General features: G+C 38.2%; 23 protein-coding genes and 1 riboswitch. Of the genes, 9 read left to right on the top strand and 14 right to left on the bottom strand.

Features of this window, described 5'->3' with window-relative positions; all coding sequences use genetic code 11:
• Nucleotides 1-181 precede the first annotated feature (181 nt).
• From HMPREF2810_RS09840 to bopD, 4 genes are read left to right on the top strand one after another with little or no spacing between them, the layout of a single operon-like run.
• Nucleotides 182-2,476 (top strand): glycoside hydrolase family 65 protein, encoded by a 2,295-nt coding sequence (locus HMPREF2810_RS09840; protein ID WP_010715073.1) that lies wholly within the window; start codon nt 182-184, stop codon nt 2,474-2,476.
• Entirely contained in the window at nt 2,469-3,137 is a 669-nt protein-coding gene (pgmB, locus tag HMPREF2810_RS09835; RefSeq protein WP_002355844.1) for a beta-phosphoglucomutase, read from the top strand. The genes HMPREF2810_RS09840 and pgmB overlap by 8 nt, the downstream gene beginning before the upstream one ends.
• Entirely contained in the window at nt 3,127-4,134 is a 1,008-nt protein-coding gene (locus HMPREF2810_RS09830) for an aldose epimerase family protein (RefSeq protein WP_002383376.1), read from the top strand. Before pgmB ends, HMPREF2810_RS09830 begins: the two co-directional genes overlap by 11 nt.
• Before the next feature lie 23 nt (nt 4,135-4,157).
• Nucleotides 4,158-5,168 (top strand): LacI family transcriptional regulator BopD, encoded by a 1,011-nt coding sequence (gene bopD, locus HMPREF2810_RS09825; protein ID WP_002358859.1) that lies wholly within the window; start codon nt 4,158-4,160, stop codon nt 5,166-5,168.
• A 73-nt stretch (nt 5,169-5,241) separates the two neighbouring features.
• On the opposite strand, the gene HMPREF2810_RS09820 is transcribed toward bopD, so the two are convergent.
• From HMPREF2810_RS09820 to HMPREF2810_RS09800, 5 genes are all read right to left on the bottom strand, one after another.
• Entirely contained in the window at nt 5,242-5,451 is a 210-nt protein-coding gene (locus HMPREF2810_RS09820; protein ID WP_002355840.1) for a hypothetical protein, read from the bottom strand.
• 169 nt (nt 5,452-5,620) lie between these two features.
• The gene (locus tag HMPREF2810_RS09815; protein ID WP_002383374.1) at nt 5,621-6,142 is read right to left on the bottom strand and encodes a GNAT family N-acetyltransferase; all 522 of its coding nucleotides are present in this window, start codon (nt 6,140-6,142) and stop codon (nt 5,621-5,623) included.
• A complete protein-coding gene (gene tsaE, locus HMPREF2810_RS09810; protein ID WP_025189182.1) occupies nt 6,135-6,629 on the bottom strand; it encodes a tRNA (adenosine(37)-N6)-threonylcarbamoyltransferase complex ATPase subunit type 1 TsaE in 495 nt (164 codons plus the stop codon). The genes HMPREF2810_RS09815 and tsaE overlap by 8 nt, the downstream gene beginning before the upstream one ends.
• A 141-nt stretch (nt 6,630-6,770) precedes the next feature.
• Entirely contained in the window at nt 6,771-7,754 is a 984-nt protein-coding gene (pta, locus tag HMPREF2810_RS09805; protein WP_002355836.1) for a phosphate acetyltransferase, read from the bottom strand.
• A gap of 155 nt (nt 7,755-7,909) precedes the next feature.
• Nucleotides 7,910-8,590, bottom strand: coding sequence for a uracil-DNA glycosylase (locus HMPREF2810_RS09800; RefSeq protein ID WP_002363309.1), 681 nt, complete (start codon nt 8,588-8,590; stop codon nt 7,910-7,912).
• 133 nt (nt 8,591-8,723) lie between these two features.
• On the opposite strand from HMPREF2810_RS09800, the gene HMPREF2810_RS09795 reads away from it, so the two are divergent.
• Nucleotides 8,724-9,593 carry a Cof-type HAD-IIB family hydrolase gene (locus HMPREF2810_RS09795; protein ID WP_002383369.1) on the top strand — a complete coding sequence of 290 codons (870 nt, stop codon included), beginning with the start codon at nt 8,724-8,726 and terminating at the stop codon, nt 9,591-9,593.
• Nucleotides 9,594-9,644: 51 nt separating this feature from the next.
• On the top strand, nt 9,645-10,169 hold the full coding sequence (locus tag HMPREF2810_RS09790) for an LURP-one-related/scramblase family protein (protein WP_002355833.1): 525 nt from the start codon (nt 9,645-9,647) through the stop codon (nt 10,167-10,169).
• Between the two features lie 184 nt (nt 10,170-10,353).
• Here HMPREF2810_RS09790 and HMPREF2810_RS09785 read toward each other — a convergent pair whose 3' ends face one another.
• The 3 genes from HMPREF2810_RS09785 to HMPREF2810_RS09775 all read right to left on the bottom strand — a co-directional run bounded on the left by HMPREF2810_RS09785 (nt 10,354) and on the right by HMPREF2810_RS09775 (nt 13,250).
• Nucleotides 10,354-10,917, bottom strand: a complete 564-nt coding sequence (locus HMPREF2810_RS09785) for a GNAT family N-acetyltransferase (protein WP_002383368.1) — start codon at nt 10,915-10,917, stop codon at nt 10,354-10,356.
• A 96-nt stretch (nt 10,918-11,013) separates the two neighbouring features.
• Nucleotides 11,014-12,183, bottom strand: a complete 1,170-nt coding sequence (locus tag HMPREF2810_RS09780; protein ID WP_048942394.1) for a 3D domain-containing protein — start codon at nt 12,181-12,183, stop codon at nt 11,014-11,016.
• 299 nt (nt 12,184-12,482) lie between these two features.
• Nucleotides 12,483-13,250 carry a putative ABC transporter permease gene (locus tag HMPREF2810_RS09775; protein WP_002383366.1) on the bottom strand — a complete coding sequence of 256 codons (768 nt, stop codon included), beginning with the start codon at nt 13,248-13,250 and terminating at the stop codon, nt 12,483-12,485.
• A gap of 125 nt (nt 13,251-13,375) precedes the next feature.
• Here HMPREF2810_RS09775 and HMPREF2810_RS09770 point away from each other — a divergent pair, with 125 nt between their 5' ends.
• Together HMPREF2810_RS09770 and HMPREF2810_RS09765 are read left to right on the top strand one after the other, a co-directional pair.
• Nucleotides 13,376-15,103, top strand: coding sequence for an ABC transporter ATP-binding protein (locus tag HMPREF2810_RS09770; protein ID WP_002363303.1), 1,728 nt, complete (start codon nt 13,376-13,378; stop codon nt 15,101-15,103).
• Nucleotides 15,093-16,859: an ABC transporter ATP-binding protein gene (locus HMPREF2810_RS09765; protein ID WP_002383364.1), complete on the top strand. Its 1,767-nt coding sequence runs from the start codon at nt 15,093-15,095 to the stop codon at nt 16,857-16,859. Before HMPREF2810_RS09770 ends, HMPREF2810_RS09765 begins: the two co-directional genes overlap by 11 nt.
• A gap of 51 nt (nt 16,860-16,910) precedes the next feature.
• On the opposite strand, the gene HMPREF2810_RS09760 is transcribed toward HMPREF2810_RS09765, so the two are convergent.
• Together HMPREF2810_RS09760 and mgsA are read right to left on the bottom strand one after the other, a co-directional pair.
• Nucleotides 16,911-17,459 carry a folate family ECF transporter S component gene (locus HMPREF2810_RS09760; protein ID WP_002383363.1) on the bottom strand — a complete coding sequence of 183 codons (549 nt, stop codon included), beginning with the start codon at nt 17,457-17,459 and terminating at the stop codon, nt 16,911-16,913.
• A 30-nt stretch (nt 17,460-17,489) separates the two neighbouring features.
• Nucleotides 17,490-17,657, bottom strand: a riboswitch (THF riboswitch).
• 66 nt (nt 17,658-17,723) lie between these two features.
• Nucleotides 17,724-18,146 carry a methylglyoxal synthase gene (gene mgsA / locus HMPREF2810_RS09755; protein ID WP_002355823.1) on the bottom strand — a complete coding sequence of 141 codons (423 nt, stop codon included), beginning with the start codon at nt 18,144-18,146 and terminating at the stop codon, nt 17,724-17,726.
• A gap of 185 nt (nt 18,147-18,331) precedes the next feature.
• Here mgsA and HMPREF2810_RS09750 point away from each other — a divergent pair, with 185 nt between their 5' ends.
• On the top strand, nt 18,332-19,435 hold the full coding sequence (locus HMPREF2810_RS09750) for an ABC transporter ATP-binding protein (protein WP_002355822.1): 1,104 nt from the start codon (nt 18,332-18,334) through the stop codon (nt 19,433-19,435).
• A 50-nt stretch (nt 19,436-19,485) separates the two neighbouring features.
• Here the strand turns inward: HMPREF2810_RS09750 and HMPREF2810_RS09745 are convergent, their stop codons facing one another.
• From HMPREF2810_RS09745 to HMPREF2810_RS09730, 4 genes are all read right to left on the bottom strand, one after another.
• Nucleotides 19,486-20,103, bottom strand: a complete 618-nt coding sequence (locus HMPREF2810_RS09745; protein ID WP_002355821.1) for a hypothetical protein — start codon at nt 20,101-20,103, stop codon at nt 19,486-19,488.
• Nucleotides 20,104-20,229: 126 nt separating this feature from the next.
• Nucleotides 20,230-21,117 carry a 16S rRNA (adenine(1518)-N(6)/adenine(1519)-N(6))-dimethyltransferase RsmA gene (gene rsmA, locus HMPREF2810_RS09740; protein WP_002358849.1) on the bottom strand — a complete coding sequence of 296 codons (888 nt, stop codon included), beginning with the start codon at nt 21,115-21,117 and terminating at the stop codon, nt 20,230-20,232.
• Between the two features lie 18 nt (nt 21,118-21,135).
• Nucleotides 21,136-21,720, bottom strand: a complete 585-nt coding sequence (gene rnmV, locus HMPREF2810_RS09735; RefSeq protein ID WP_002383361.1) for a ribonuclease M5 — start codon at nt 21,718-21,720, stop codon at nt 21,136-21,138.
• Nucleotides 21,717-22,487: a TatD family hydrolase gene (locus HMPREF2810_RS09730; protein ID WP_002358846.1), complete on the bottom strand. Its 771-nt coding sequence runs from the start codon at nt 22,485-22,487 to the stop codon at nt 21,717-21,719. The genes rnmV and HMPREF2810_RS09730 overlap by 4 nt, the downstream gene beginning before the upstream one ends.
• Between the last annotated feature and the right edge of the window lie 20 nt (nt 22,488-22,507).

The raw sequence follows: 22,507 nt of genomic DNA, 5'->3' as shown, positions 1-22,507 counted from the left end.
ACTCTCTACTACTTAATCCCTTTTTATTTCGTCTTTTAATAAAGCAAATAAAGCTCCTTCTATCCTACCTTTGTTTCAGCTTTTATTCATAAGATTACACTTTTTAAGCATTGACTATTGACTAATGCAATCGGTTGCGTTTATGATAGACCTATCAATAAAATCACTGAGGGGGATTCTCATGAAACAAATCAAACGTTTATTCCAAATTGATCCTTGGAAAATCCGTACTACACACTTAGATAAAGAAAATTTACGTTTACAAGAATCATTAACGAGCATTGGCAATGGCTATATGGGGATGCGGGGAAATTTTGAAGAACACTATTCTGGCGACCACCATCAAGGAACCTATTTAGCAGGTGTTTGGTATCCAGACAAAACACGTGTTGGTTGGTGGAAAAATGGTTATCCTGAATATTTTGGCAAAGTGATTAACGCAATTAATTTCATCGCAATGGACTTACAAATTGATGGACAAACAATTGATTTAGCCACTACACCTTACGAAGATTTTTCTTTAGAATTAGACATGCAAAATGGGGTCCTTTCTCGGCAATTCACCATCCAAACACCGAAGAACAAAGTGCGCTTCTCTTTTGAACGTTTTTTAAGCTTAGAAAAAAAAGAAGCAGCTTACATCCACTTAACAATTGAAATGCTGGAAGGTACAGGAACAATCACTCTTCACTCAAAATTGGATGGCGATGTTCAAAATGAAGACAGCAATTATGAAGAACATTTTTGGGAAGAAAGAGCTATTGAAACACAAGAAACACTTGGCTTTGTTACGACTAAGACCATTCCTAACAACTTTGAAATAGAGCGTTTTACAGTGACTGCAGGCATGCGCCATTTCATCGATGGAGCCGCTGTTGTGCCTACATATACACAACAACCCTTGGCTTTAACCGCAGAATTGACAGTGTCCTTAAAAGAAGGTGATACGACCGCCATCACAAAAGAAGTGCTTGTCGTTACCAGCCGTGATGTGCCAGAAACGCAACAAATCACACGAGTAAACGAATTATTTGCAGAAATGACTACCTTGTACCCTGAAGCAAAAGCTAGGCAAGCTGCCGCTTGGGCAAAACGTTGGCAATTAGCTGATGTTGTTATTGAAGGAGATGACGAAGCCCAACAAGGCATTCGTTTTAATCTTTTCCAACTTTTCTCAACCTACTATGGTGAAGACGATCGTTTAAATATCGGACCAAAAGGCTTTACTGGCGAAAAATATGGCGGTGCCACATACTGGGATACCGAAGCATATGCTGTCCCACTTTACTTGGCGTTGGCTAAGCCCGAAGTTACTAAAAATCTACTGAAATATCGCCACAATCAATTGCCTCAAGCCATTCATAATGCCCAACAACAAGGGTTAAAGGGTGCGCTTTACCCAATGGTTACTTTTACTGGTGTGGAATGTCATAACGAATGGGAAATCACTTTTGAAGAGATTCACAGAAATGGTGCGATTGCTTATGCGATTTATAATTATGTCAACTATACAGGAGACGAAGACTATCTAAAAGATGCTGGTCTAGAAGTGCTTGTGGCAATCGCTCGTTTTTGGGCAGATCGGGTCCACTTCTCCCAACGTCATAAACAATATATGATTCATGGCGTAACGGGGCCAAATGAATATGAAAATAATATCAACAATAACTGGTATACCAATACCATCGCTGCGTGGGTTCTACGTTACACACGTGAGTCTTATTTAAAATTCCAAGAAGAAACAACGCTCAAAATTGCAGACGACGAATTAGCTAAATGGGCAGACATTGTAGAGAATATGTACTTCCCAGTGGATAATGAATTAGGCATTTTTGTACAACATGACACTTTCTTAGATAAAGATTTAATGCCTGTTTCTGATTTACCACTTAGTGAGCTGCCTTTAAATCAACATTGGTCATGGGATAAAATTTTGCGGTCTTGTTTCATTAAACAAGCCGATGTTCTTCAAGGAATTTATTTCTTTAATGACGCCTTTTCTTTAGAAGAAAAACGCCGGAACTTTAATTTTTACGAACCAATGACTGTCCATGAATCTTCCCTTTCACCAAGCATTCATGCTGTATTAGCTGCTGAATTAGGCATGGAAGAAAAAGCAGTGGAAATGTATCAACGAACAGCGCGCCTTGACTTAGATAATTACAATAATGATACAGAAGATGGCTTACACATTACCTCAATGACTGGTAGTTGGCTAGCGATTGTGCAAGGTTTTGCCCAAATGAAAACGGACCATCAACAACTAAAATTTGCACCCTTTTTACCAGCGACATGGACAGCCTACTCGTTCCACATTAATTACCGGAATCGTTTACTATTTGTTGAAGTTGCAGCAGACCAAGTAGCCTTTACTTTACTCGACGGCCCTGCAATTCCATTAACTGTTTACGATCAAAAATACACATTAAAAGATCGATTAGTTTTACCGATCAGAAAGGAAGAAGTTCATGTTTAAAGGCGTTTTGTTTGATTTAGATGGCGTTATTACTGATACAGCAGAATTTCATTACCACGCTTGGAAAAAATTAGGGAACGAAATTGGAATTTCCATTGACCGTGTTTTCAACGAACAATTGAAAGGTGTAAGCCGTGAAGATTCTCTGCAGTTACTGTTAAAATACGGAAAAAAAGAAGGCACGTTTTCTTCTGAAGAATTTGCCCAGTTAGCGCAACGGAAAAACGATTATTACTTGGAAATGATCCAAGCAATTACGCCTGAAGATGTCTATCCAGGAATTCTTTCTTTATTAACGGAATTACGTGAAGCCAATATTAAAATCGCCTTGGCTTCTGCAAGTAAAAATGGGCCTTTCCTTTTAGAAAAAATGCAATTGACGCCCCTTTTTGATGCCATTGCTAATCCAGCAGACGTTCAGGCAGGCAAACCCGCTCCAGATATTTTCATTTTAGCTGCGAAAGAAATTGATTTGACACCAGCAGAATGTCTTGGCATTGAAGATGCCAAAGCTGGGATTCAAGCGATTCTTGCTAGTGGAGCGCAGCCTGTTGGCGTTGGCCGCAAAGAAGAGTTAGGCGAAGGGTTGCCCATCGTGCCAGAGACGAGCGCTTTAACGTTTGATTACTTAAAAAAAGTGTGGCTTGATCATGAAGGATAATCGTATCACCGTAACCGGTATTCCAAACACAAACTTAAAAAAAATTACTTTGAAGAACGACTTTTTAGAAGTCGTTCTTCTCAATTATGGCGCGCGCCTACATCAACTTTTGATGCCAAACAAAAATAATCATTGGGAAAATATCCTTTTATCGTATGATTCGTATCAAGATGTATTAAAGGATCAAAGCTTTTTTGGCGCCACTGTTGGACCAGTTGCTGGACGTATTCGTAATGGCCATTGGCAAAATGGAATATTAGAACAAAATAGCGACGGTCATCATATCCATGGTGGCTCAAAGGGGTGGTCTTTTCAATATTGGACAGTCGAGCCCTTTGAAAAAAAGGATATCATCGGCGTTGCTTTTCATTTAACCGACACCCTTTCTGGCTATCCCGGACCAATTGAGGCCACCATCACCTACCAGCTAGAGGATAATCATTTACGAATGATCAGTACTGGACGGAGTAAACAGGAAACACTTTTTAATCCTACAAACCACGCCTACTTTAATTTATCTGGCAATGGAAAGTTAGACATTCTGTCACATTTGCTATCTTTGAACTGTCAAGGTATGTTAGAATTAGACGATAATAAGCTGCCTACTGGACGGATTTTACCAGCTTCTGAACTATCCATACGTTTTAATGAACTGACACCTATCGAAACAATCCTCCAACGCTATCCAACTGGGTTAGATGATGTTTTCCCCTTAGTTGGCTCTGACTTAAGACAGCCACAATTATGCTTACAAGAACCTACTTCTGGAAGAAAAATGACGATAGCAACAACGAACCAAAGTATGGTATTATTTTCTACGACTGGTTTTGAGGCTCCTTTTTCTATTAATGGACAAGCGATGCATTCAAACTATGGCTTAGCAATTGAACCTCAAGAGTATCCAGACATTGTTCATCATCCTCAGTGGGGCTCTATTTTATTACCAGCTAATAAAAAGCAAACCTACCAAACGGTTTATCAATTTAACCTTCTATAATCACTAAGAAAGGCGTGGCAAAAATGGCAATTACAGTAAAAGATGTCGCTAAGAAAGCGGGGGTTGCAACTTCAACCGTTTCGCGTGTCATTAACGATCATCCAAGTATTTCTGAATCGACAAAAAAGAAAGTGCGAAAAGTCATGGATGACTTAGGCTATGTGCCAAATATGACGGCACGGAATTTGGGTAAACGAATTTCAAGTGCCATTGGCGTAATTTTACCTCCTTTAGATTCGAAAGAACGGTTAGGGAATCCATTTTATTTAGAAATTATGGAAGCCATCAACGAGGAAGCCCGTCTTTACGATATGACTACTGCTATTGCAACTGCCAAAAGTTTTGATGTACTATTGGAAAACGTTAAAAGAATGCATCTTCAAAAACAAGTGGACGGTTTTATTCTTGTGTATTCAGATAGTAAGGACCCCGTCATTGATTACTTATACGAAAACAACATTCCCTTTACTTTAATCGGTCAACCTTACCAACATGAAACGGAAATAGTTTACGTGGATAATGATAATCAATTATTAGGGAAACAAGCGACAGAATTTTTAATTGAAAACGGCCATAAAAATATTTTATTTGTGACCAATACAACGCATGAAAGTTTGTACTTTGAACGTTACTTTGGTTATCAAAAAGCAATGATGATGCAAGGATTAACTGTTTTACCAAGCGTTGCGTTAGAAAAACCTGAAGATTACATGGCTTTCGATGACATTCTTCATCAAAATAATGCCACGGCGTTGGTGGTGATTGATGATATCTTTGCTTTGCGGACGATGCAACTTGCGCAAATCTATGGTTATCAAGTTCCTGAAACGTTATCCATTATTAGTTTTAACAACTCAATCTTTTCAACATTGACACATCCTTATCTAACAAGCATTGACATCGACACGTCAGAATTAGGTCGAATGGCGATGAAAAAATTATATGAATTAATCCATGAAGAATTGACGAATGGTGTCCGTCTCGTTATTCCTCACAAATTAATTAAGCGTGAAACAGTTATTCCTATTCATTAAAAAAGAAGCGTAAGCAGTTTGACACTGCTTACGCTTCTTTCTATGTGTACGCTCTTATTCGTATGTATTACTTTTATAAAATAACTTTTTGCGAAATTTTTTTCCAAAACGTTTCTTCTTTTGCATCAAATTGAGCTGGTTCCCCGTCAGACAATTTTTCATTTAATAATGATAATTTTTCTTGATGTTTTGCATACTCATCTTTTTTTATTAGCTCTAAACGATACGCACGATCCAAAATCGACTCTCGATAGTTAACATTCATTTTCGTCGCCTTCGCCATTTCTTACATTCCTTCCCAAAATAAATTTTCATTTTTTCGTTAAATTCTTCTATAATTATAACAAAAATATCAGAAAAATAAATATGAAACAAACGATAATTGCGAAAATTTTGTTTTTTCATGCAATTATCGTTCGATTATTTAAGAAATTAAAATTATTAACCAATAATTAATCAATCAGCAAACGCATTAAATGAACATCTAAAAATTCACCTTGGTCTGTTTTGGCGCCTCGAGGCATAATTGCTTCTGTTTCAAACCCTAATTTTTTATAGACGTGAATCGCTCGTTGATTGCGATCCTGTACCGTTAATTCCAAGCGACGAATAACATGACTTTCATGCGCCCAGCGAATAAGTTCTTCCATCAGGATACTGCCCAGTCCATAGCCCCAGTACTCTTTTAAAATACTAATGCCAATTTCACCAATATGCTCCATCCGCTTTTTAGAAGAAGCAGACACAGAAGCGGTCCCAATGATCGCTTTTCCCGCTAATGCCACCAATAAAACATTATTTGGTGATTCATAGAGTGTTGCTAGATTTTCAGCCAATTCTGTTGTCGACATGGCCATTCCTCGCTCATCCATTACCAAATAGGGCGTTTCACTCCCAATTTTTGACATCACAGATAGTAATTGATCCGCATCAGTAGGCACTGCTTCTCGAATAGAAAATGTTTGTTCAGTCATATTCGCGAGCCTCCCACACTTGTAGAATCTCTGCTATTCTTTCTTCTGCCAACGGACCAGTTCCGCGGAATTCAAGAACTCTCTTGTCAGCTTCTTGAGAATCTTTATTTAAAATAATTTCTAAATAATCTTCTGGCAATTCTTCTTCAATCAAGCTGCCCCATTCTACAACGGATAGCCCATCTCCTTCAAAATACTCATCTAACCCTAATTCATCCGCACCCTCTTCAACACGGTAAACATCCATATGGTATAACGGAAGTCGTCCTTGTGGATATTCGCGGATAATCGTATAGGTGGGACTTTTAATCATTTGGGAAATGCCTAATCCTAAAGCAATCCCTTTCGTCATTGTCGTCTTACCGGCCCCTAAATCACCAGTCAGGACAATTACATCACCAGCTTGTGCCTTTTGTCCAATGATTTTAGCAATTGCTTCTGTTTCCAATGGATTGTTCAGGACAATGTTCATTTTTTTGCCTCCCATCTGCAAGAATCTATGTATGAAAGTATACCGAAAATTCAATAAGTTGACTAGTGGCAGCTTCAAAAAAATAAAGTTGAGGCCCAAGTGTCCTGGGAACCTCAACTTCTACTTTGCTTATTTATCATGCTTTGACATAGTTAATTAGTCGTTCATTAATGTTTGAGCAGCTGTAATGATTGATAATTTATAAACATCTTCTTCGTTTGCACCACGTGATAAATCAGAAACTGGTTTGTTCAATCCTTGTAAGATTGGGCCAATTGCTTCAAAGTTACCTAAACGTTGAGCAATTTTGTAGCCAATATTTCCTGATTGTAAATCTGGGAATACAAAGACTGTTGCTTCTCCAGCCACTTTTGAGTTGGGCGCTTTTAATTGTGCGACAGAAGATACATAAGAAGCATCAAATTGTAATTCACCATCAATCGCATATTCAGGTGCTAATTCTTGCGCAATTTTTGTAGCTTCAGCAACTTTTGTTACTTCTGGTGCTTTTGCAGAACCTTTTGTTGAAAAACTTAACAATGAAACTTTTGGTTCAATGTCAAATAATTCAGCTGTTTTGGCACTATCAACAGCAATTTCAGCTAATTCTTGTGCAGTTGGGTTCACGTTAATCGCGCAGTCTGAGAATAAATATCTTTCTTGGTCACGACCACGAATCATTAAGAAGGCACCACTTGTACGGCTCACACCTGGTTTTGTTTTAATAATTTGTAACGCAGGACGAACTGTATCACCTGTTGAGTGGATAGCACCACTAACCATACCATCAGCAATACCCATGTAAGTTAACATAGTACCGAAATAGTTGACATCTTTTAAGATTTTTTCAGCATCTTCTTTAGTAGCTTTTCCATTACGGCGTTCAACAAATGCTTCGACCATTTCATCCCATTTTTCATAATCATTGGGGTTGATAATAATAAAGTTTGATGTGTTGATTCCACGAGCCATAGCAGCATTTGCGATATCTGTTGGATCACCAATTAAGATTGGTTCTACTAATTCATCAGATTTTAAGCGGGCAGCAGCACCTAAGATTCTAGGATCTGTTGCTTCAGGGAAAACAATTTTGATATTACGGCGTACGACTTTAAATTTTAAGCTATCGAATAATTCCACGATAAACCCTCCAGTTTTATATTTACAAAATCCATCATACACTATTCTCAAAGAAAATAACAGTTTTTTCTAGCTGTATTAGTCAAAAAAACCAATAATCCGATAAACTTTTCACAAACTAACTCTTCTACACTATAACAGCATACACTGTTACACTACACTGTTTCAGGAAGTTGCCAATCAATCGGCGTTTCCCCTAAACGTTCTAGAGCAGCATTCGCTTGAGAAAACGGACGTGAGCCAAAAAAACCACGATGCGCTGACAATGGACTTGGATGTGGCGATTTGATAATCACATGCCGAGTCGTATCAATCATTTTAATTTTTTCTTGAGCTGGACGTCCCCATAAAATGAAAACAACGGGTTTTTCACGCTCATTCAACTTTTCGATAATGACATCTGTCAGTTGCTCCCACCCTTTACCTCGATGGGAATAAGCTTGACCTGCCCGAACGGTCAACACAGTATTTAATAATAACACGCCTTGTTTGGCCCAGCTTTCTAAAAAGCCATGGTTGACGGGTTGGTACCCTAAATCAGCTTGTAATTCTTTGTAAATATTCGCAAGAGATGGCGGCACTTTCACACCTGGCTGGACAGAGAAACTTAGTCCGTGTGCTTGATTGGGTCCATGATATGGGTCTTGTCCCAAAATCACTACTTTTACTTCTTCAAAAGGGGTTAGTTCTAACGCTGAAAATAAATGATACATATCTGGATAAATCGTTTGTGTCTGATATTCTTTTTTCAAAAATTCCCGCAATTCTTGATAATATGGTTTTTCAAATTCAGCAGATAAAACGGTTTGCCAACTATTGTGAATAATTTCTTTCATAATGCTCACTCCTTCGCTCTCTAAGCATAACGAATTTCTCCAAACCTGACAAGAAATTTCTGGGTACTTTCTCTTGGAAAAACGTGGTAAACTATAGGTAAGCTTTAAATAGATAATGAGGTGTAGAGAATCGATGATTAAATTAATTGCTTCAGATATGGATGGAACACTTTTAGATGCAAAAATGAGCATCACAAATGATAACGCTTCAGCAATTCGCGAAGCGGAACGTTTAGGAATCGAATTTATGGTTGCTACTGGCCGCGCATATACCGAAGCGAAACCCGCGTTAGAAGAAGCCGGAATTGACTGCGCCATGATTACTTTAAACGGCGCCCAAGTATTCGACAAAGATGGACACTCACTTTTCACGGCTGGGATCGAAAAAGAAACAGTAACAGAAGTACTAACTATTTTGAGTCAACACAATGTTTACTATGAAATCTCTACAAATAAAGGTATTTTTTCTGAACATCAAGAAAAAAGAATTGAAAACTTTGCCGCTCATATTGCAGAATCCATGCCCCATTTAACTTATAAAGTGGCGATTGCCATGGCTTCAGCACACCTATCTTTATTGCATATTACCTATGTCGATCGTTTAGACGACATTTTAAAAGATGATTCGATTGAAGTCCTTAAAATTATTGGCTTCAGTATGGATGGGCCGAAAGTATTAGGTCCTGCTGGGATGGAAGTAGAAGAACTAGATGATTTGGTTGTTACCTCTTCTGCGCTTAATAATATTGAAATTAACCACCGCCTAGCACAAAAAGGGATTGCGGTTGCGCGCGTCGCTAAAGAACGTGGGATTCCCGCTGAACAAGTCATGACTATTGGTGATAATTTAAATGACGTCAGCATGATTCAATGGGCTGGGGTAAGTTTTGCAATGGGCAATGCCGAACTGGAATTAAAAGAATATGCTAAATATGAAACAGCCACTAATTTAGAAAATGGTGTTGGCGAAGCCATCCTGCGTGCAATAAGAGAAGATTTGTAATAAGCACTACCAGTTACAGCACTCATTTATATATAGAAAGGAGATCGTGTCGTGTCTGAATTTTTTATTCAAGAACAACAGTTAGGAAAAGTTACGCGAACCATCGTGAAAGACCAAGCAGGCCGTTCACTTTTTCTATTGGTGGGGCGCTGGGGCACACGAGGAGATGCGCTTTCTTTATATGCAATGAACGGAGAAATTTTAGCCAGTATTAAACAAGTTTCTTGGACTTTTGGCACACGATTTGAGTTATATCAGCGTTTTGAAAAAGTGGGTACTCTACGGAAACTGTTCAATTTGAATGCTGATTTCTATTATGTTCAAGGCCTTCACTGGGCAGTTGTTGGGGATATCAAAGCGCACCAATATTCAATTTATCAAGTCCATAAAAAAATCATGTCAATGGATAAAACCATGCTTTGTACAGGCGACTATTTTGTTTTAACTGTTGCCAATGATGAGGACGCACCGTTGTGCATCTGCATAGCAGCTGTCCTTGACTACTGGTTATATAATAAGAAAAAACAAAAAACTTCCGATGATTTTGGATTAGATTTTGATCCTTTAACGGATTAATGAAAAATAGAGCCTGGGACAAAAATCACTTTGGATTTTTGTCCCAGGCTTAAAAATTGATAAACGGCGGGAACAGAAGCAACTCCTTCGGAAATAAGCCGAAATTATCCAAAAATTATAGAACAATTTTCGGAAATTCCTTCTTATTTCTCGGAGTTAAACGCTTCTGTCCCGACCTCTATTTTTACACTTCTTTTTGCATATGATTGTATAAGTGACCACTAATAGTCATTGTTGTGACATCTTTAAAGCCTTTGCTTGCGTATAACTTTCTCGCCCCTGGATTGTCAAAATCAACATTTAGACCTAAAGCTCGCTTCCCGCTAGCTTTAGCTACTTCAGGTAAAGCATCTAATAACTTAGAACCAATGCCCATTCCACGGAAACGTTCATCCACTGAAATCGTGTCTAAATACCATTCATTAGGCAAAGTTTCTTCTTCAATAAATAGCCGAACATCTTCTGCTAAGCCATGTTTTTTAAAGACTTCTCTTAAAGGTTCATCAATAATCTTTTCATCTTCCGCAGGATAGCCGACAGCAATCCCTGCAACTTCACCTGCATGTTCATAAACTAAAATTCGTTGATAGCCATAGCGATAGGTTGGATACGCCGTTGCCTCTGCTAATAGGTCAATCATTTGTTCTTCTGAGACTTCTTCTAAAATTGGTAACTCCATATCTTTTAAAATAACTAGGACCAGCCGAGCAATCGCTTGACCGTCTTCTTTTGTTGCCGAGCGAATCATTGTAATTCTCCTTTACATTTAACTAAAAAAAAACTGGCTACTATCATTACTGACTTAGCCAATTCCTTTTATCTTGTCTTTAGTATAACAAATTTATTATTGAATTTCTACTGTAACCTGACGTCGTCCCCAAGCAATGCATTGCTCTACCGAATCAAAATGAACATCAATAATATTCCCTTGAATAGCGCCACCTGTATCTCCAGCAATAGCAAAGCCATAACCAGAGACTTTCACTAATGACCCCAGAGGAATTACGCTCGGATCAACTGCAATCACATTGCTTTGTTTACTTAAGTCAATGCCAGTAGCACTTAGATTACTTGCACCAGCTTCGCGCCAAGAATAAGCAGTTGATTCCATCTGAAGCACACGACCAGAGCCAGTTCCTGGTGTTGATGATTCGTCTGTCGTTGATTCTGTCGTTGATGACGATTCGGATGAACTAGCAGAACTTGAAGATTCAGTGCTACTGCTTTCTGTACTTGTAGAAGAGCTTGATGCTTGACTGCTTGACTCTTCAGCAGCTTCGGCTTCTAGTTTAGCCGCCGCATCTGCTTGCGCTTGTTTGTCGGCAGCTGCTTGTTTCTTCGCTGCTTCTGCTTTGGCAGTTTCTGCCGCACGTTTTTTCTGTGCCTCAGCTGCTGCTTTTTCGCTGACTAAGCGTTGTTGCTCTTTTTGTTTGTCTGTCGAAATTTGAGCCAATAATTCTTCATTATTCGCCATTTTTTCTTTTAACTCAGAGACTTTATTATTCATTGAAGAAGCTTCAACTTGTAATTTCTCTTCATTTTGTTTTAAAGTTGTTTGCGTATTTTCAACTTTTTCTTGTAATGCAGCTAACTTTTCTTTTTCGCTAGTTAAGCTTTCAATCTTTTCCCGTTCAAAGTTTTGTAAAACGGTCATGGCGTAGGCCCGATTAAAGAAATCTGATAAATTTTCTGCATCTAATAAGGCTTGCCAAGTACGTTGGTCGCCATTTAATTGAATATCCTTCATACGATCGCCAACAGCTTCTTTACGACGAGAAATATTTTTTTCTGTTTTTTCTATTTCCTCTTTCGAAGTTTTCAACGTCTCTTCCGCTTTTGAAATTTGCGTTTTTAAACGTTCGATTTCCGCATATTTAGCATTTACATCATCTAAGGCTGAATTGATTTCTTTACTAATTAACTCCCCAGATTGTTTCGCTTGCGCTTCTTTTTCTTGCAACGAATCAAGTGATTCTGCTGCCGCAGCGACTGGAAGTCCAAAATTGATAAGCATCATTGTTGTTAAAAATGGTATCAACTTTTTAACCTTCACTAAATCCAACACCTTTCCTAACTTATCTAAAACACCTACTCATTATACTAGTCAGGAGGGCTTGTTTTATTTCAATCGTGTTACAATTTGTTACAATTTAAATGCAACTCTTTTTTTATCCTGCGTTTATTCATTAGTCCATTTCTATCTCAATTCTTTAAGAATTTCTTAAGACGCCTTAAAAACTAGCTTTTGACGATTTTTCTTTTTTTCATCCCATTAGACCATTGATTGAAATATTTTGTAATATTTTTTGTTAATTATTGGCCTTTCTTCTTCAAATCTTCTAAGAGATGCCGCACTTCTTTGGAATTTTTAATGTTTTTTAAAGTTAGTTTTGGGTAATTGTTAATAAAACGACGTTGTTGGAAATTTAATCGATTTTGGAAATGCTCTTTTTTGGTTCGCTCTTTTAACTTCTGCCAATCAGCTGTAGCAATTTCCATTTTTGTGTTCAACCGTTGCTTAAATTCTTGTTGGTTCGTTTCCAACGTTTGTCCCATCTCGGTAATAAGTTTTTTGAAACCTTGCATGTTCAGCAACGTATAAATTAAGTCAAGCCCCATTACAATCACTATGCAAAGGGCTAAGTAGTTGCCAAAGGTTACTTGTAAAAAGCTGACAACTTTAGCGATTTCTGGTTGAATAACTTTGACAATCAAGACACACCCCAATCCCCAAAAAAGAGAAACCGGTAAAGCCACGCGACCGTTTAAATTAAAAGGTACATCATGATAATCCCACCAAGAGGCATGGAACAGTTTTTCCAAGCCATAACTAGTGACATATTCTAAAATTGTCACTAAAACAGCCGATCCGATATACAATACCAAGAGATTGTTTTCAAAGGGTTCCACAAAATAGAGAACGCTTAAGACCCCAAATCCATAAATAGGACAATAGGGCCCTACCAAAAATCCTCGATAAACAAATTTTTTAGCTTTTAATGAACAATACACCGTTTCCCATAACCAACCGATAAAGGAATAAATAAAAAATAACAAAATAATCTGACTCATTTTTTCCATGTTTCTACCACTCTCCACTTCTTTACTCTTTTCTTCTATTTTACCAGAAGTTAAGAAAATGTAGCGAACAACTTTCTTTCATTGAAAGATTAGGCTACAATGAGAGCAGCAAAGGGAGGAATCTTATGTTTGGTTTATTGAAATACGCAAAAAATTATCGAAAACAAATTATCCTCGGTCCAGTCTTCAAATTTTTAGAAGCTTGTTTCGAGTTAGTCTTGCCCTTATTCATGGCTCACTTAGTCGATGTCGGTATTCGTCAAAACGACCGACAGACTGTCATAGAAATGGCCCTCTGGATGCTTGTTATGTCGTTAGTTGGTTTATTTTTTGTCATGATTTGTCAATATTATGCTTCAGTCGCTTCGCAAGGTTTTGGAACAGAGCTAAGAAATCAATTAATGAAGAAAATTAATCAGCTTTCACACAAAGAATTGAATAGTTTTGGTACAGATACCCTCATCACTCGGATCACAAACGATATCAACCAGCTTCAATTGGCTTTAGCGATGTTTATTCGGTTGGTCATTCGGACACCTTTTTTAAGTATCGGTTCTGTGGTCATGGCTTTTTACATTGACGTGCAGATGGGCTTTCTTTTCCTATTACTTTTACCAATTTTTAGCCTTATTCTCTTTATTATCATTAAAGTGACTGTGCCTTTATATCAAAAAGTCCAAGAATATTTGGATCGGTTAAACCGTCAAATCAGCCAAAACTTAAGCGGTGTCCGTGTGATCCGTGCGTTTGCTAGAAAGGAAACAGAGCAACGACATGTTGATAAAGCTTCAGATGATTTAGGCGATATTTACATTCGTGTATCGAATGTCTCTGCTTTATTAACGCCTTTAACCACTTTGATTATGAATGTTGGAATTTTATTTTTACTTTATTTTAGTGGCTTAAAAGTTTCTTTTGGTTCTCTGCAACAAGGGGAAGTTTTAGCCTTGATCAATTATATGAATCAAATGATGCTCGCTTTAATTGTTGCTTCTAATCTCGTGGTAATTTTTACGCGAGCCGCCGCTTCCGCAAACCGTGTCAATGAGGTTTTAACTGTAGAAAGTCAGTTAACAGATACACCAGAATCAGCAAAAACATCGCCACAATTTGGTGATATTACCTTTGACCATGTAGATTTTCGCTATGAACCAGAGGCCGGTTTGGCTTTGGAAAATATCAATTTTACGATTCCTAAAGGCTCAATTCTCGGCATCACAGGACCTACCGGCAGCGGGAAAAGTACCTTAACCCAACTCATTCCCAGATTTTATGATGTGAGTGCAGGAAACCTTTTTATTAATGGTATAAATGTGCGCGATTGGCCACTCTTTACTTTACGCCAACAAGTGGCAAGTGTCCCACAAACTGCCGTCTTATTTACAGGGACTATTCGAGAAAACTTACAATGGGGCAAACCAAATGCAACTGATGAAGACTGTTGGGAAGCATTAGCTATCGCCCAATGTAAAGAATTTGTTGAACAATTAGACCAAGGGTTAGACACGCCTGTTAACGAAGGCGGAAAAAACTTTTCTGGTGGACAAAGACAACGGTTGACCATTGCCCGTGCCTTGATTAGGAAACCACATTTACTTATTTTAGATGATTCCTTGAGCGCCCTCGACTATCAAACAGATTTGAATCTGCGCCGTGCTTTACAAAAAGAACGAGCAGAGACAACCGTTATTTTAATTTCACAACGCGTGAGTTCGATTGCAACGGCGAATCAAATTTTAGTCCTAGATAGTGGAAAAGTCGCTGGCCTTGGCACCCACGAAGAATTACTTACTTCTTCTAAAGAGTATCAAGAAATCGTTGCGTCACAGGAGGAGGATACCCATGCAAACTAAAAAAATTCATTTTGGCGCCTTCTCACGTTTTAAGCCGTATTTACTACGCTATCCAAAAGAAATTATCGGCGCCTTAATCCTAGGAATTCTCAGTGGTTTTTCGACTGTCCTCATGACTTATTATATAGGTAAATCCGTTGATACAATGGTTGGTAAAGGACAAGTCAATGCTGCGCAACTCATCAAAATTTTAGGTTTATTAGCAGGGATTTTACTCGTAACCGTTCTAAGTCAATGGCTGATTCAACGTCTCGGTAATCGCGTGTCTTATTTATCGACCACACAGCTGAGAAAAGATGCCTTTGCCCATTTAAATCAACTACCGTTAAGTTATTATGACCAAACGTCACACGGAAATATCGTCAGTCGCTTTACCAACGATATTGACAATATTTCAATGGCTTGCTCGGCTGTCTTCAACCAATTATTTTCCGGCATGGCCACCGTCGTTGTTGCTTTGCTCTTTATGATTCGGCTAAGTCCCCTGCTCACATTAGTGGTTCTTATCAGTACGCCGATTATTTTTATTGTAAACTGGCTTGTTGCAAAAGCTTCACAAAAAAACTTTGCTGCACAACAAACGATTGTTGGTGAAATTTCCGGCTTCGTTTCAGAAATGGTTGGCAACCAAAAAATTGTTAAAGCCTTTCAACAAGAACAAGCTACGCAAGAAACATTTGAAGCATTGAATCAAACGTTGTATGAAAAAGGACAGAAGGCTCAGTTTTCTTCTTCCTTAACCAATCCGCTTTCTCGATTTATTGACCATTTATCTTATTTATCGATTGGATTAGTCGGTGGCTTGTTAGTTTTAAGTGGCAATCCTTTAGTCACAGTTGGTGTTATTTCCAGTTTCACCATTTACTCTAGTCAATTTTCTAAACCTTTTATTGAACTCTCAGGAATCACCAACCAAATCCAAGCAGCCTTAGCTGGATTGGAACGTACTTTTGATATGATGGATCAACCAGTTGAACGTCCTGATGCCCCGAACGCAATTGTTTTGAAAGAAGCGCGAGGCCGTGTTGAATTTAAAGACGTTGATTTTTCTTACACGCCGACGCGACCTTTAATCGAAAACTTTAATTTAATTGCTGAACCAGGAGAAACAATTGCCATTGTTGGGCGAACTGGTGCGGGTAAATCAACATTAGTGAATTTGTTAATGCGCTTTTACGAGGTCGACCGTGGCCAAATTACGGTTGATACTCACGACATTACTCAAATTACTCGGGATAGCTTGCGAAAAAGTTTTGGCATGGTTCTCCAAGATACTTGGCTATTCGATAGCTCCATTCGGGAAAATTTAACGTACGGAAATCCTGAAGCCTCTGACGAAGAAATTATAGAAGCCATGAAAAAAGCCCATATTTTTGATTTCGTCATGCGTTTACCTCAAGGACTAGATACTCAGATTGGTTCCCAAGGCGTTAAAATTTCTGAAGGACAACGACAACTAATGACTATTGCACGCACGATGATTAGTAATCCGCCGATGCTTATTTTAGATGAAGCGACCAGTTCAGTTGATACGTTGACTGAGCAAAAAATTCAGGATGCTTTTTTACAAATGATGACTGGCCGGACCAGTTTTGTTATTGCCCATCGCTTAGCAACAATCAAAAGTGCTGAAAAAATTCTAGTTATGGACAATGGTCAAGTAGTTGAAATTGGCACCCATGACGAATTATTGCAAAAAGAACAGGGTTATTATCGTGACCTTTACGAAGCACAGTTTAATCAAAAAGCACAATAAAAAAGAGTCACTTTTCTGGGATGATGAAAAGTGACTCTTTTAATTTTAAATTTATTGATCTAATTCAGATAATGGCTTTCCAAATAAACGTTTAAAGGGAATTTTATTGCCTAAATAATAAGTGGCAATTACTTGAATAGGAAAGAAAATAACTGTTTTAATTAAGCGTGGCACCCACCAAGCAAAATTTGCTAGATTGACGCCATACATTAAACTTAACCACAAAGGAGTTAAAATGATATTAATTAAAACGGTGACCAACAATGTCGCCAAAATCACTCGTTGCCATGTCATTTCTTTCTTATAATAGAAATAACCATAAATAGCACCAGCCAAAAAGGCATTTAAAGTAAACCCAGGAAAATAGCCTGCCTTTGGAAAAAGCAGCATTCCTACTACATCAGCCAACGCCGTGCCGATTCCAGCCCAAAAAGGTCCGAAAATCATCCCAATCAATGATTCTGGGATAAACGTGAAACTGATTTTTAAAAACGTTGTTTCATACGCAAAAAAGCGTGAAAAGACAACGACCACCGCAATGAGTACGCCCATTAACGCAATGGATTTTGTGCCAAATTTTTTCTTTGTCATTTTTAGCATCTCCTCTAAGAGCTGCTACATGACGAACCATGCAGCGAATGCGAAAACAAAACCGCGAACATTAAAAAGCTGAACGTGTTGTTCTGATGATAAGCAAAGTAAGAACCTTTGCTTTCTAGCAACACACTATTTATGTTCTTCGTCCAAAAGGCAACATCCCATCCTTTTAGCACTTAACGCTTTGTCTCCTACTCTGTTATTTTATTTGGACAAAAGTCCTCATAAAATATACCACAAAATAGTCAAAATAACCATTAAGGTTCTCTAAAAAGCTAACGGTCGACGATCCCCTTCATGGATAACCTCACGGAAGTCCGCAAACCCCGCCTCGACACCTCTCAAAAGAATTTCAGCACTGCCGATATTGGTCGCTAAAGGAATTTCATAGACATCACTTAGACGAATCAAAGCTGTCACATCTGGTTCATGTGGTTGTGCGGAAAGAGGATCTCTTAAAAAAATAACTAAATCAATGTTGTCTTCTGATATCATTGCGCCAATCTGTTGATCCCCACCTAATGGCCCCGATTTAAAGCAATGCACGGGTAAGCCAGTTGCTTCCATCACTTTCATGCCTGTCGTTCCCGTTGCATACAATTCATGTTTTTCTAAAATATGTTTATAAGCGGTTGCTAGTTTGATCATTAATGTTTTTTTACGATCATGAGCGATTAAAGCGATTTTCATGTTATCCAACTCCTGTCTTTGTTATATTATAACAAAAGTTTAGCGATAAATCCGCTGAGAGTGTTTGTCCTTTGTCACCTTGACGAAAAAGTCTTCTTTTTCTTGTGCAACTCTCCCTTGCTGAAAGATAGCGTTTTCATTTAAACTATGAGTAACAAATCAAAAAGAAAAGAGTGACGTATCAAATGGTGGAAATGGCGCTTAGAAATGTGTATAAAAAATATGACAATGCAGAACATTATTCTGTTACAGATTTTAACTTAGAAATTACAGACCGTGAATTTATCGTCTTTGTCGGACCTTCTGGTTGCGGTAAATCAACAACATTGCGAATGATTGCTGGCTTAGAAGATATTACTGAAGGTGAATTATCAATTGGGGACAAAGTCATGAATGACGTTGCACCGAAAGATCGTGATATTGCCATGGTTTTCCAAAACTATGCGCTTTATCCGCATATGACTGTTTTTGATAACATGGCTTTTGGTTTAAAACTAAGAAAATATGATAAAGCTGAAATTAAAAAACGGGTGGAAAATGCTGCGGATATTCTGGGCTTAACAGAGTACTTACAACGTAAACCTGCGGCGCTTTCTGGTGGACAACGCCAACGTGTTGCACTTGGCCGGGCAATTGTCCGTGATGCCAAAGTCTTTTTAATGGATGAACCTTTATCAAACTTGGATGCAAAATTACGTGTAGCCATGCGTGCTGAAATCGCTAAACTACACCAACGTTTAGAAACTACGACAATTTATGTGACACATGACCAAACCGAAGCGATGACCATGGCTGATCGAATCGTAATTATGAAAGATGGCTTTATTCAACAAATTGGTTCACCAAAAGAAGTTTACAATACACCAAAAAATATGTTCGTAGCTGGGTTCATCGGCTCACCTGCCATGAATTTCTTCAAAGTTACCTTAAACAATGGGGTTATTTCTAACCAACATGGCTTAAAACTAGCAATTCCTGAAGGAAGAAACAAAGAGCTTGTTGAACATGGTTATGAAGGCAAAGAATTAATTTTCGGTATTCGTCCAGAAGATATTCATAGCGAACAAGTGGCTTTAACGGCAATGAAAGATGCGGTGATTAAATCTGAAGTCGTCGTTTCTGAATTATTAGGGGCTGAATCCATGCTTTATACAAAAATTGGTGATACAGAGTTTATCTCAAAAGTAGATGCTCGTGACTTCCACCATCCTGGTGAAATGATTGACTTAGCTTTTGATATTAACAAAGGACATTTCTTCGACCCTCAAACAGAAGAAGTCATTAAATAAAAAAATCTCGAGGCATCCGTCGCAATGACGGATGCCTCGATTGTTTCTCTTTATGCTAATTTAACCTTCTTCTTTATCACTTTGGGTTGTTTTGCTTCTGTAAAAGTTGGAATATCTACATGTTTACTTAAGGTACTTGCTAAAAAGTAGGCAATACTGAAATCCACCAAACTATGAATTAATCCACCAACGCCCATCAAAAGAAAAATAGAATACATGAAGCCGGCTGTATAATAGGTTCCTGGCAAGTTGCCCATTGTGTAAAATACAGAAACAACCACTAGCTCGGCAGCGGAATGAATCACTCCAATTCCCACGTTAAACAACTGTAATTTCCCATTTAATAAAGTGAATTTCCCCTCTTTATTGATTAAAATTTCTGGATGCTTTTGTAAAATCACTGCGCCAATGACTGCAAAAATCAAATGAGATAAGGCCCGCAAAGCAATAATCGGTGTTGCGGATAAGAAAAAACCAAAACCTGTTCCTAGACTAACCGCAATTGCCACCACTGGAGAAATAAACATGGCAATAAAAACTGGGACGTGACTTGCTAATGTAAAACTGGCTGGACCAATGGTAATTCTTGGCATAACCATTGGAATGATAATCCCCATTGCAATTAAAAGTGCTGAAATTGTTAAACGTTTTACTGAGTTTGTTTTCATTAAAACTGCCTCCTGAAGGTGTCATGACACCTTTTGTTTTTCTCAAGTGTAGCTGAACAGCCGCAATGTGTCAAGACACATAAAAGAACTTTCTGTTATTTCTCATAAATAACAGAAAGTTCTTTTTTATACTGGTTTATTTTTTTCTAAAGCATTACTTAGACGAGCGAATTCTTCTAAAGACAATGTTTCACCACGTCTAGAAGGATCAATTTCTGCTTCAGCTAGGCTCTCTTTTAGCCAAGCCACCGTTTGTTCATCTTTCCCATAAAAATGCGTTAAGTTATTCCACAATGTTTTACGTCTTAATTGGAAACTGGCTTTGGTTAATTTGAAAAATTCTTTTTCATTGGTCACTGTCACCGCTGGTGTAGCACGGCGCGTCAATTTAATAATCGCCGAGTCAACATTGGGTTGCGGCACAAAAACTGTTTTTGGCACAATAAAGGCGACACTTGCTTCCATAAAATATTGGACAGCAATTGATAATGAGCCATAAGCTTTCGTTCCTGGTTTAGCAGCAATTCGATCAGCGACCTCTTTTTGCATCATCACAACCATTTCGGCTACATCTAAAGAAGATTCTAAAAAATGCATCATAATTGGCGTAGTAATATAGTAAGGTAGGTTAGCTACCACTTTAATCGGATACTTCTCTTGAAAAACTTGGTTGGTTGTCTCGACCAAATCAGCTTTTAAAACATCCTGATGAACCACTGTCACATTATCATAGCGACTTAAGGTATCCGCTAAGACAGGAATCAAGCGATCATCAATCTCAAAAGCCACAACTTGTGCCGCGTTCATCGCTAATTGCTCTGTTAATGCACCAATTCCAGGCCCGACTTCGACAACATTTGTCTGCTGATTAATTCCCGCTGTTTCTACAATTTTTCTTAAAATATTAGGCTCTGTCAAAAAATTTTGACCTAAACTCTTTTTAAATGAAAATCCATGTTTTTTTAGTATTTCTTTGGTTCTGGATGGTGTGGCAATTTCTTTATAGTCCGTCACGCTTGTTCCTCCATGTAGTTATTCTTCGTTTGCAAGTTCTTTTAAAATACGTGTCATGCTTTCTTTCAATTCTGCTTCTGTAATCCGAAACATGCTTAACCGTTTGACTAACTGTTTGCTATTTGTATAGCCAATTCTTAGGTCATCTCCTAATAATTCACGGTATTTTTTGGCATTTGCTCCCGCTATTAAACCATATTCAACTAGTGTTTGTCTAGGAATTTCTTGATAGTCTTCATCAGCTTGAACAGGTGTTACGACTTTTTTTAATGCTTCAATAATTGCTTCATCACTAGCATGTTCAACCCCTAGGCTACCGCCATTTTTTTTAGGCACTGCGACTTTTCTTGATAAAAAAGCATGCTTTGCATCAGGGACAACTTCCATTATTGTTTTACGAATTTTTTCGCCCGAATAGTCTGGATCTGTAAAAATAATCACGCCTCTCGTTTCTTGTGCGTGTTCAATTTGTGTCAAAATTTCATCATTGATAGCAGAGCCAATCGTTTCAATCGTATCTGCTGTAACTACCTCTTGAATGCGGCGTGTGTCGTCTTTTCCTTCAACGACAATGATTTCTGCAACTTTCATTTTTTCCTTCATTTATCTATCCGAAACAAGCGATGAGCGTTGACTCTCGTTTGTTCTGCCACTTCTTCAAAGGTTAGTTGACGCAATTCAGCAATTTTTTCCACTACGTATCGTGTATAGCCTGGTTCATTCCGTTTACCACGATAAGGAACAGGGGCTAAATAGGGTGCATCTGTTTCCACCAACATTCTTTCTAGTGGTACCGCCATCGCCGCTTCTTGAACATCCAATGCCTTTTTAAACGTTACGACTCCACTAAAAGAAATATGCAAACCTAAATCTAAAAATTTCTTCATCCACTCAGCATCGCCACTGAAACTATGCATGATTCCACCAATATCTGAAATTTTTTCATCTTTTAAAATTCGATAGGTATCTTCTAATGCCTCTCTCGTATGCACACTAAACGGTAAATTCATTTCCCGAGCAATCGCAATTTGACGGCGAAAGACTTTTTCTTGCACCTCTTTAGGATCCTCCATCCAGTAATAATCAAGACCGATTTCACCTAATGCGACAATTTTTGGCAACGTTAATTGTTCTTGTAATCGTCGTTCAACCTCTGGCGTATAGCTACCCGCTTCTGTTGGATGCCAACCAATGATACTATAAATATTGGCATATTCCTGACTAAGTAAAAGAGATTTTTCAATCGTTGGTTCATCAAAACCGACCACGGCCATCTCTGTAACACCCAATTCTTGGGCATGTGCAATCGTTTCTGGAATATCATCATTAAATTGTTCTGCATTCAAATGTGTATGTGTATCAAAAATCATTATGATTGCCTCCTTTATCT

This window comes from Enterococcus sp. HMSC078F03 (assembly GCF_001811595.1).
Taxonomy (GTDB): domain Bacteria; phylum Bacillota; class Bacilli; order Lactobacillales; family Enterococcaceae; genus Enterococcus; species Enterococcus faecalis.
Note: the sequence above shows the minus strand (reverse complement) of the source record. Positions and strands in the feature narration are given on the sequence as shown.

Bases quoted from the DNA above. Each gene is read 5' to 3' on its own strand.
- HMPREF2810_RS09840 (WP_010715073.1), top strand. From the start codon at position 182: ATGAAACAAATCAAACGTTTATTCCAAATTGATCCTTGGAAAATCCGT.
- pgmB (WP_002355844.1), top strand. From the start codon at position 2,469: ATGTTTAAAGGCGTTTTGTTTGATTTAGATGGCGTTATTACTGATACA.
- HMPREF2810_RS09830 (WP_002383376.1), top strand. From the start codon at position 3,127: ATGAAGGATAATCGTATCACCGTAACCGGTATTCCAAACACAAACTTA.
- bopD (WP_002358859.1), top strand. From the start codon at position 4,158: ATGGCAATTACAGTAAAAGATGTCGCTAAGAAAGCGGGGGTTGCAACT.
- HMPREF2810_RS09820 (WP_002355840.1), bottom strand. From the start codon at position 5,451: ATGGCGAAGGCGACGAAAATGAATGTTAACTATCGAGAGTCGATTTTG.
- HMPREF2810_RS09815 (WP_002383374.1), bottom strand. From the start codon at position 6,142: ATGACTGAACAAACATTTTCTATTCGAGAAGCAGTGCCTACTGATGCG.
- tsaE (WP_025189182.1), bottom strand. From the start codon at position 6,629: ATGGGAGGCAAAAAAATGAACATTGTCCTGAACAATCCATTGGAAACA.
- HMPREF2810_RS09800 (WP_002363309.1), bottom strand. From the start codon at position 8,590: ATGAAAGAAATTATTCACAATAGTTGGCAAACCGTTTTATCTGCTGAA.
- HMPREF2810_RS09795 (WP_002383369.1), top strand. From the start codon at position 8,724: ATGATTAAATTAATTGCTTCAGATATGGATGGAACACTTTTAGATGCA.
- HMPREF2810_RS09785 (WP_002383368.1), bottom strand. From the start codon at position 10,917: ATGATTCGCTCGGCAACAAAAGAAGACGGTCAAGCGATTGCTCGGCTG.
- HMPREF2810_RS09780 (WP_048942394.1), bottom strand. From the start codon at position 12,183: ATGCTTATCAATTTTGGACTTCCAGTCGCTGCGGCAGCAGAATCACTT.
- HMPREF2810_RS09775 (WP_002383366.1), bottom strand. From the start codon at position 13,250: ATGGAAAAAATGAGTCAGATTATTTTGTTATTTTTTATTTATTCCTTT.
- HMPREF2810_RS09770 (WP_002363303.1), top strand. From the start codon at position 13,376: ATGTTTGGTTTATTGAAATACGCAAAAAATTATCGAAAACAAATTATC.
- HMPREF2810_RS09765 (WP_002383364.1), top strand. From the start codon at position 15,093: ATGCAAACTAAAAAAATTCATTTTGGCGCCTTCTCACGTTTTAAGCCG.
- HMPREF2810_RS09760 (WP_002383363.1), bottom strand. From the start codon at position 17,459: ATGCTAAAAATGACAAAGAAAAAATTTGGCACAAAATCCATTGCGTTA.
- mgsA (WP_002355823.1), bottom strand. From the start codon at position 18,146: ATGAAAATCGCTTTAATCGCTCATGATCGTAAAAAAACATTAATGATC.
- HMPREF2810_RS09750 (WP_002355822.1), top strand. From the start codon at position 18,332: ATGGTGGAAATGGCGCTTAGAAATGTGTATAAAAAATATGACAATGCA.
- HMPREF2810_RS09745 (WP_002355821.1), bottom strand. From the start codon at position 20,103: ATGAAAACAAACTCAGTAAAACGTTTAACAATTTCAGCACTTTTAATT.
- rnmV (WP_002383361.1), bottom strand. From the start codon at position 21,720: ATGAAGGAAAAAATGAAAGTTGCAGAAATCATTGTCGTTGAAGGAAAA.
- HMPREF2810_RS09730 (WP_002358846.1), bottom strand. From the start codon at position 22,487: ATGATTTTTGATACACATACACATTTGAATGCAGAACAATTTAATGAT.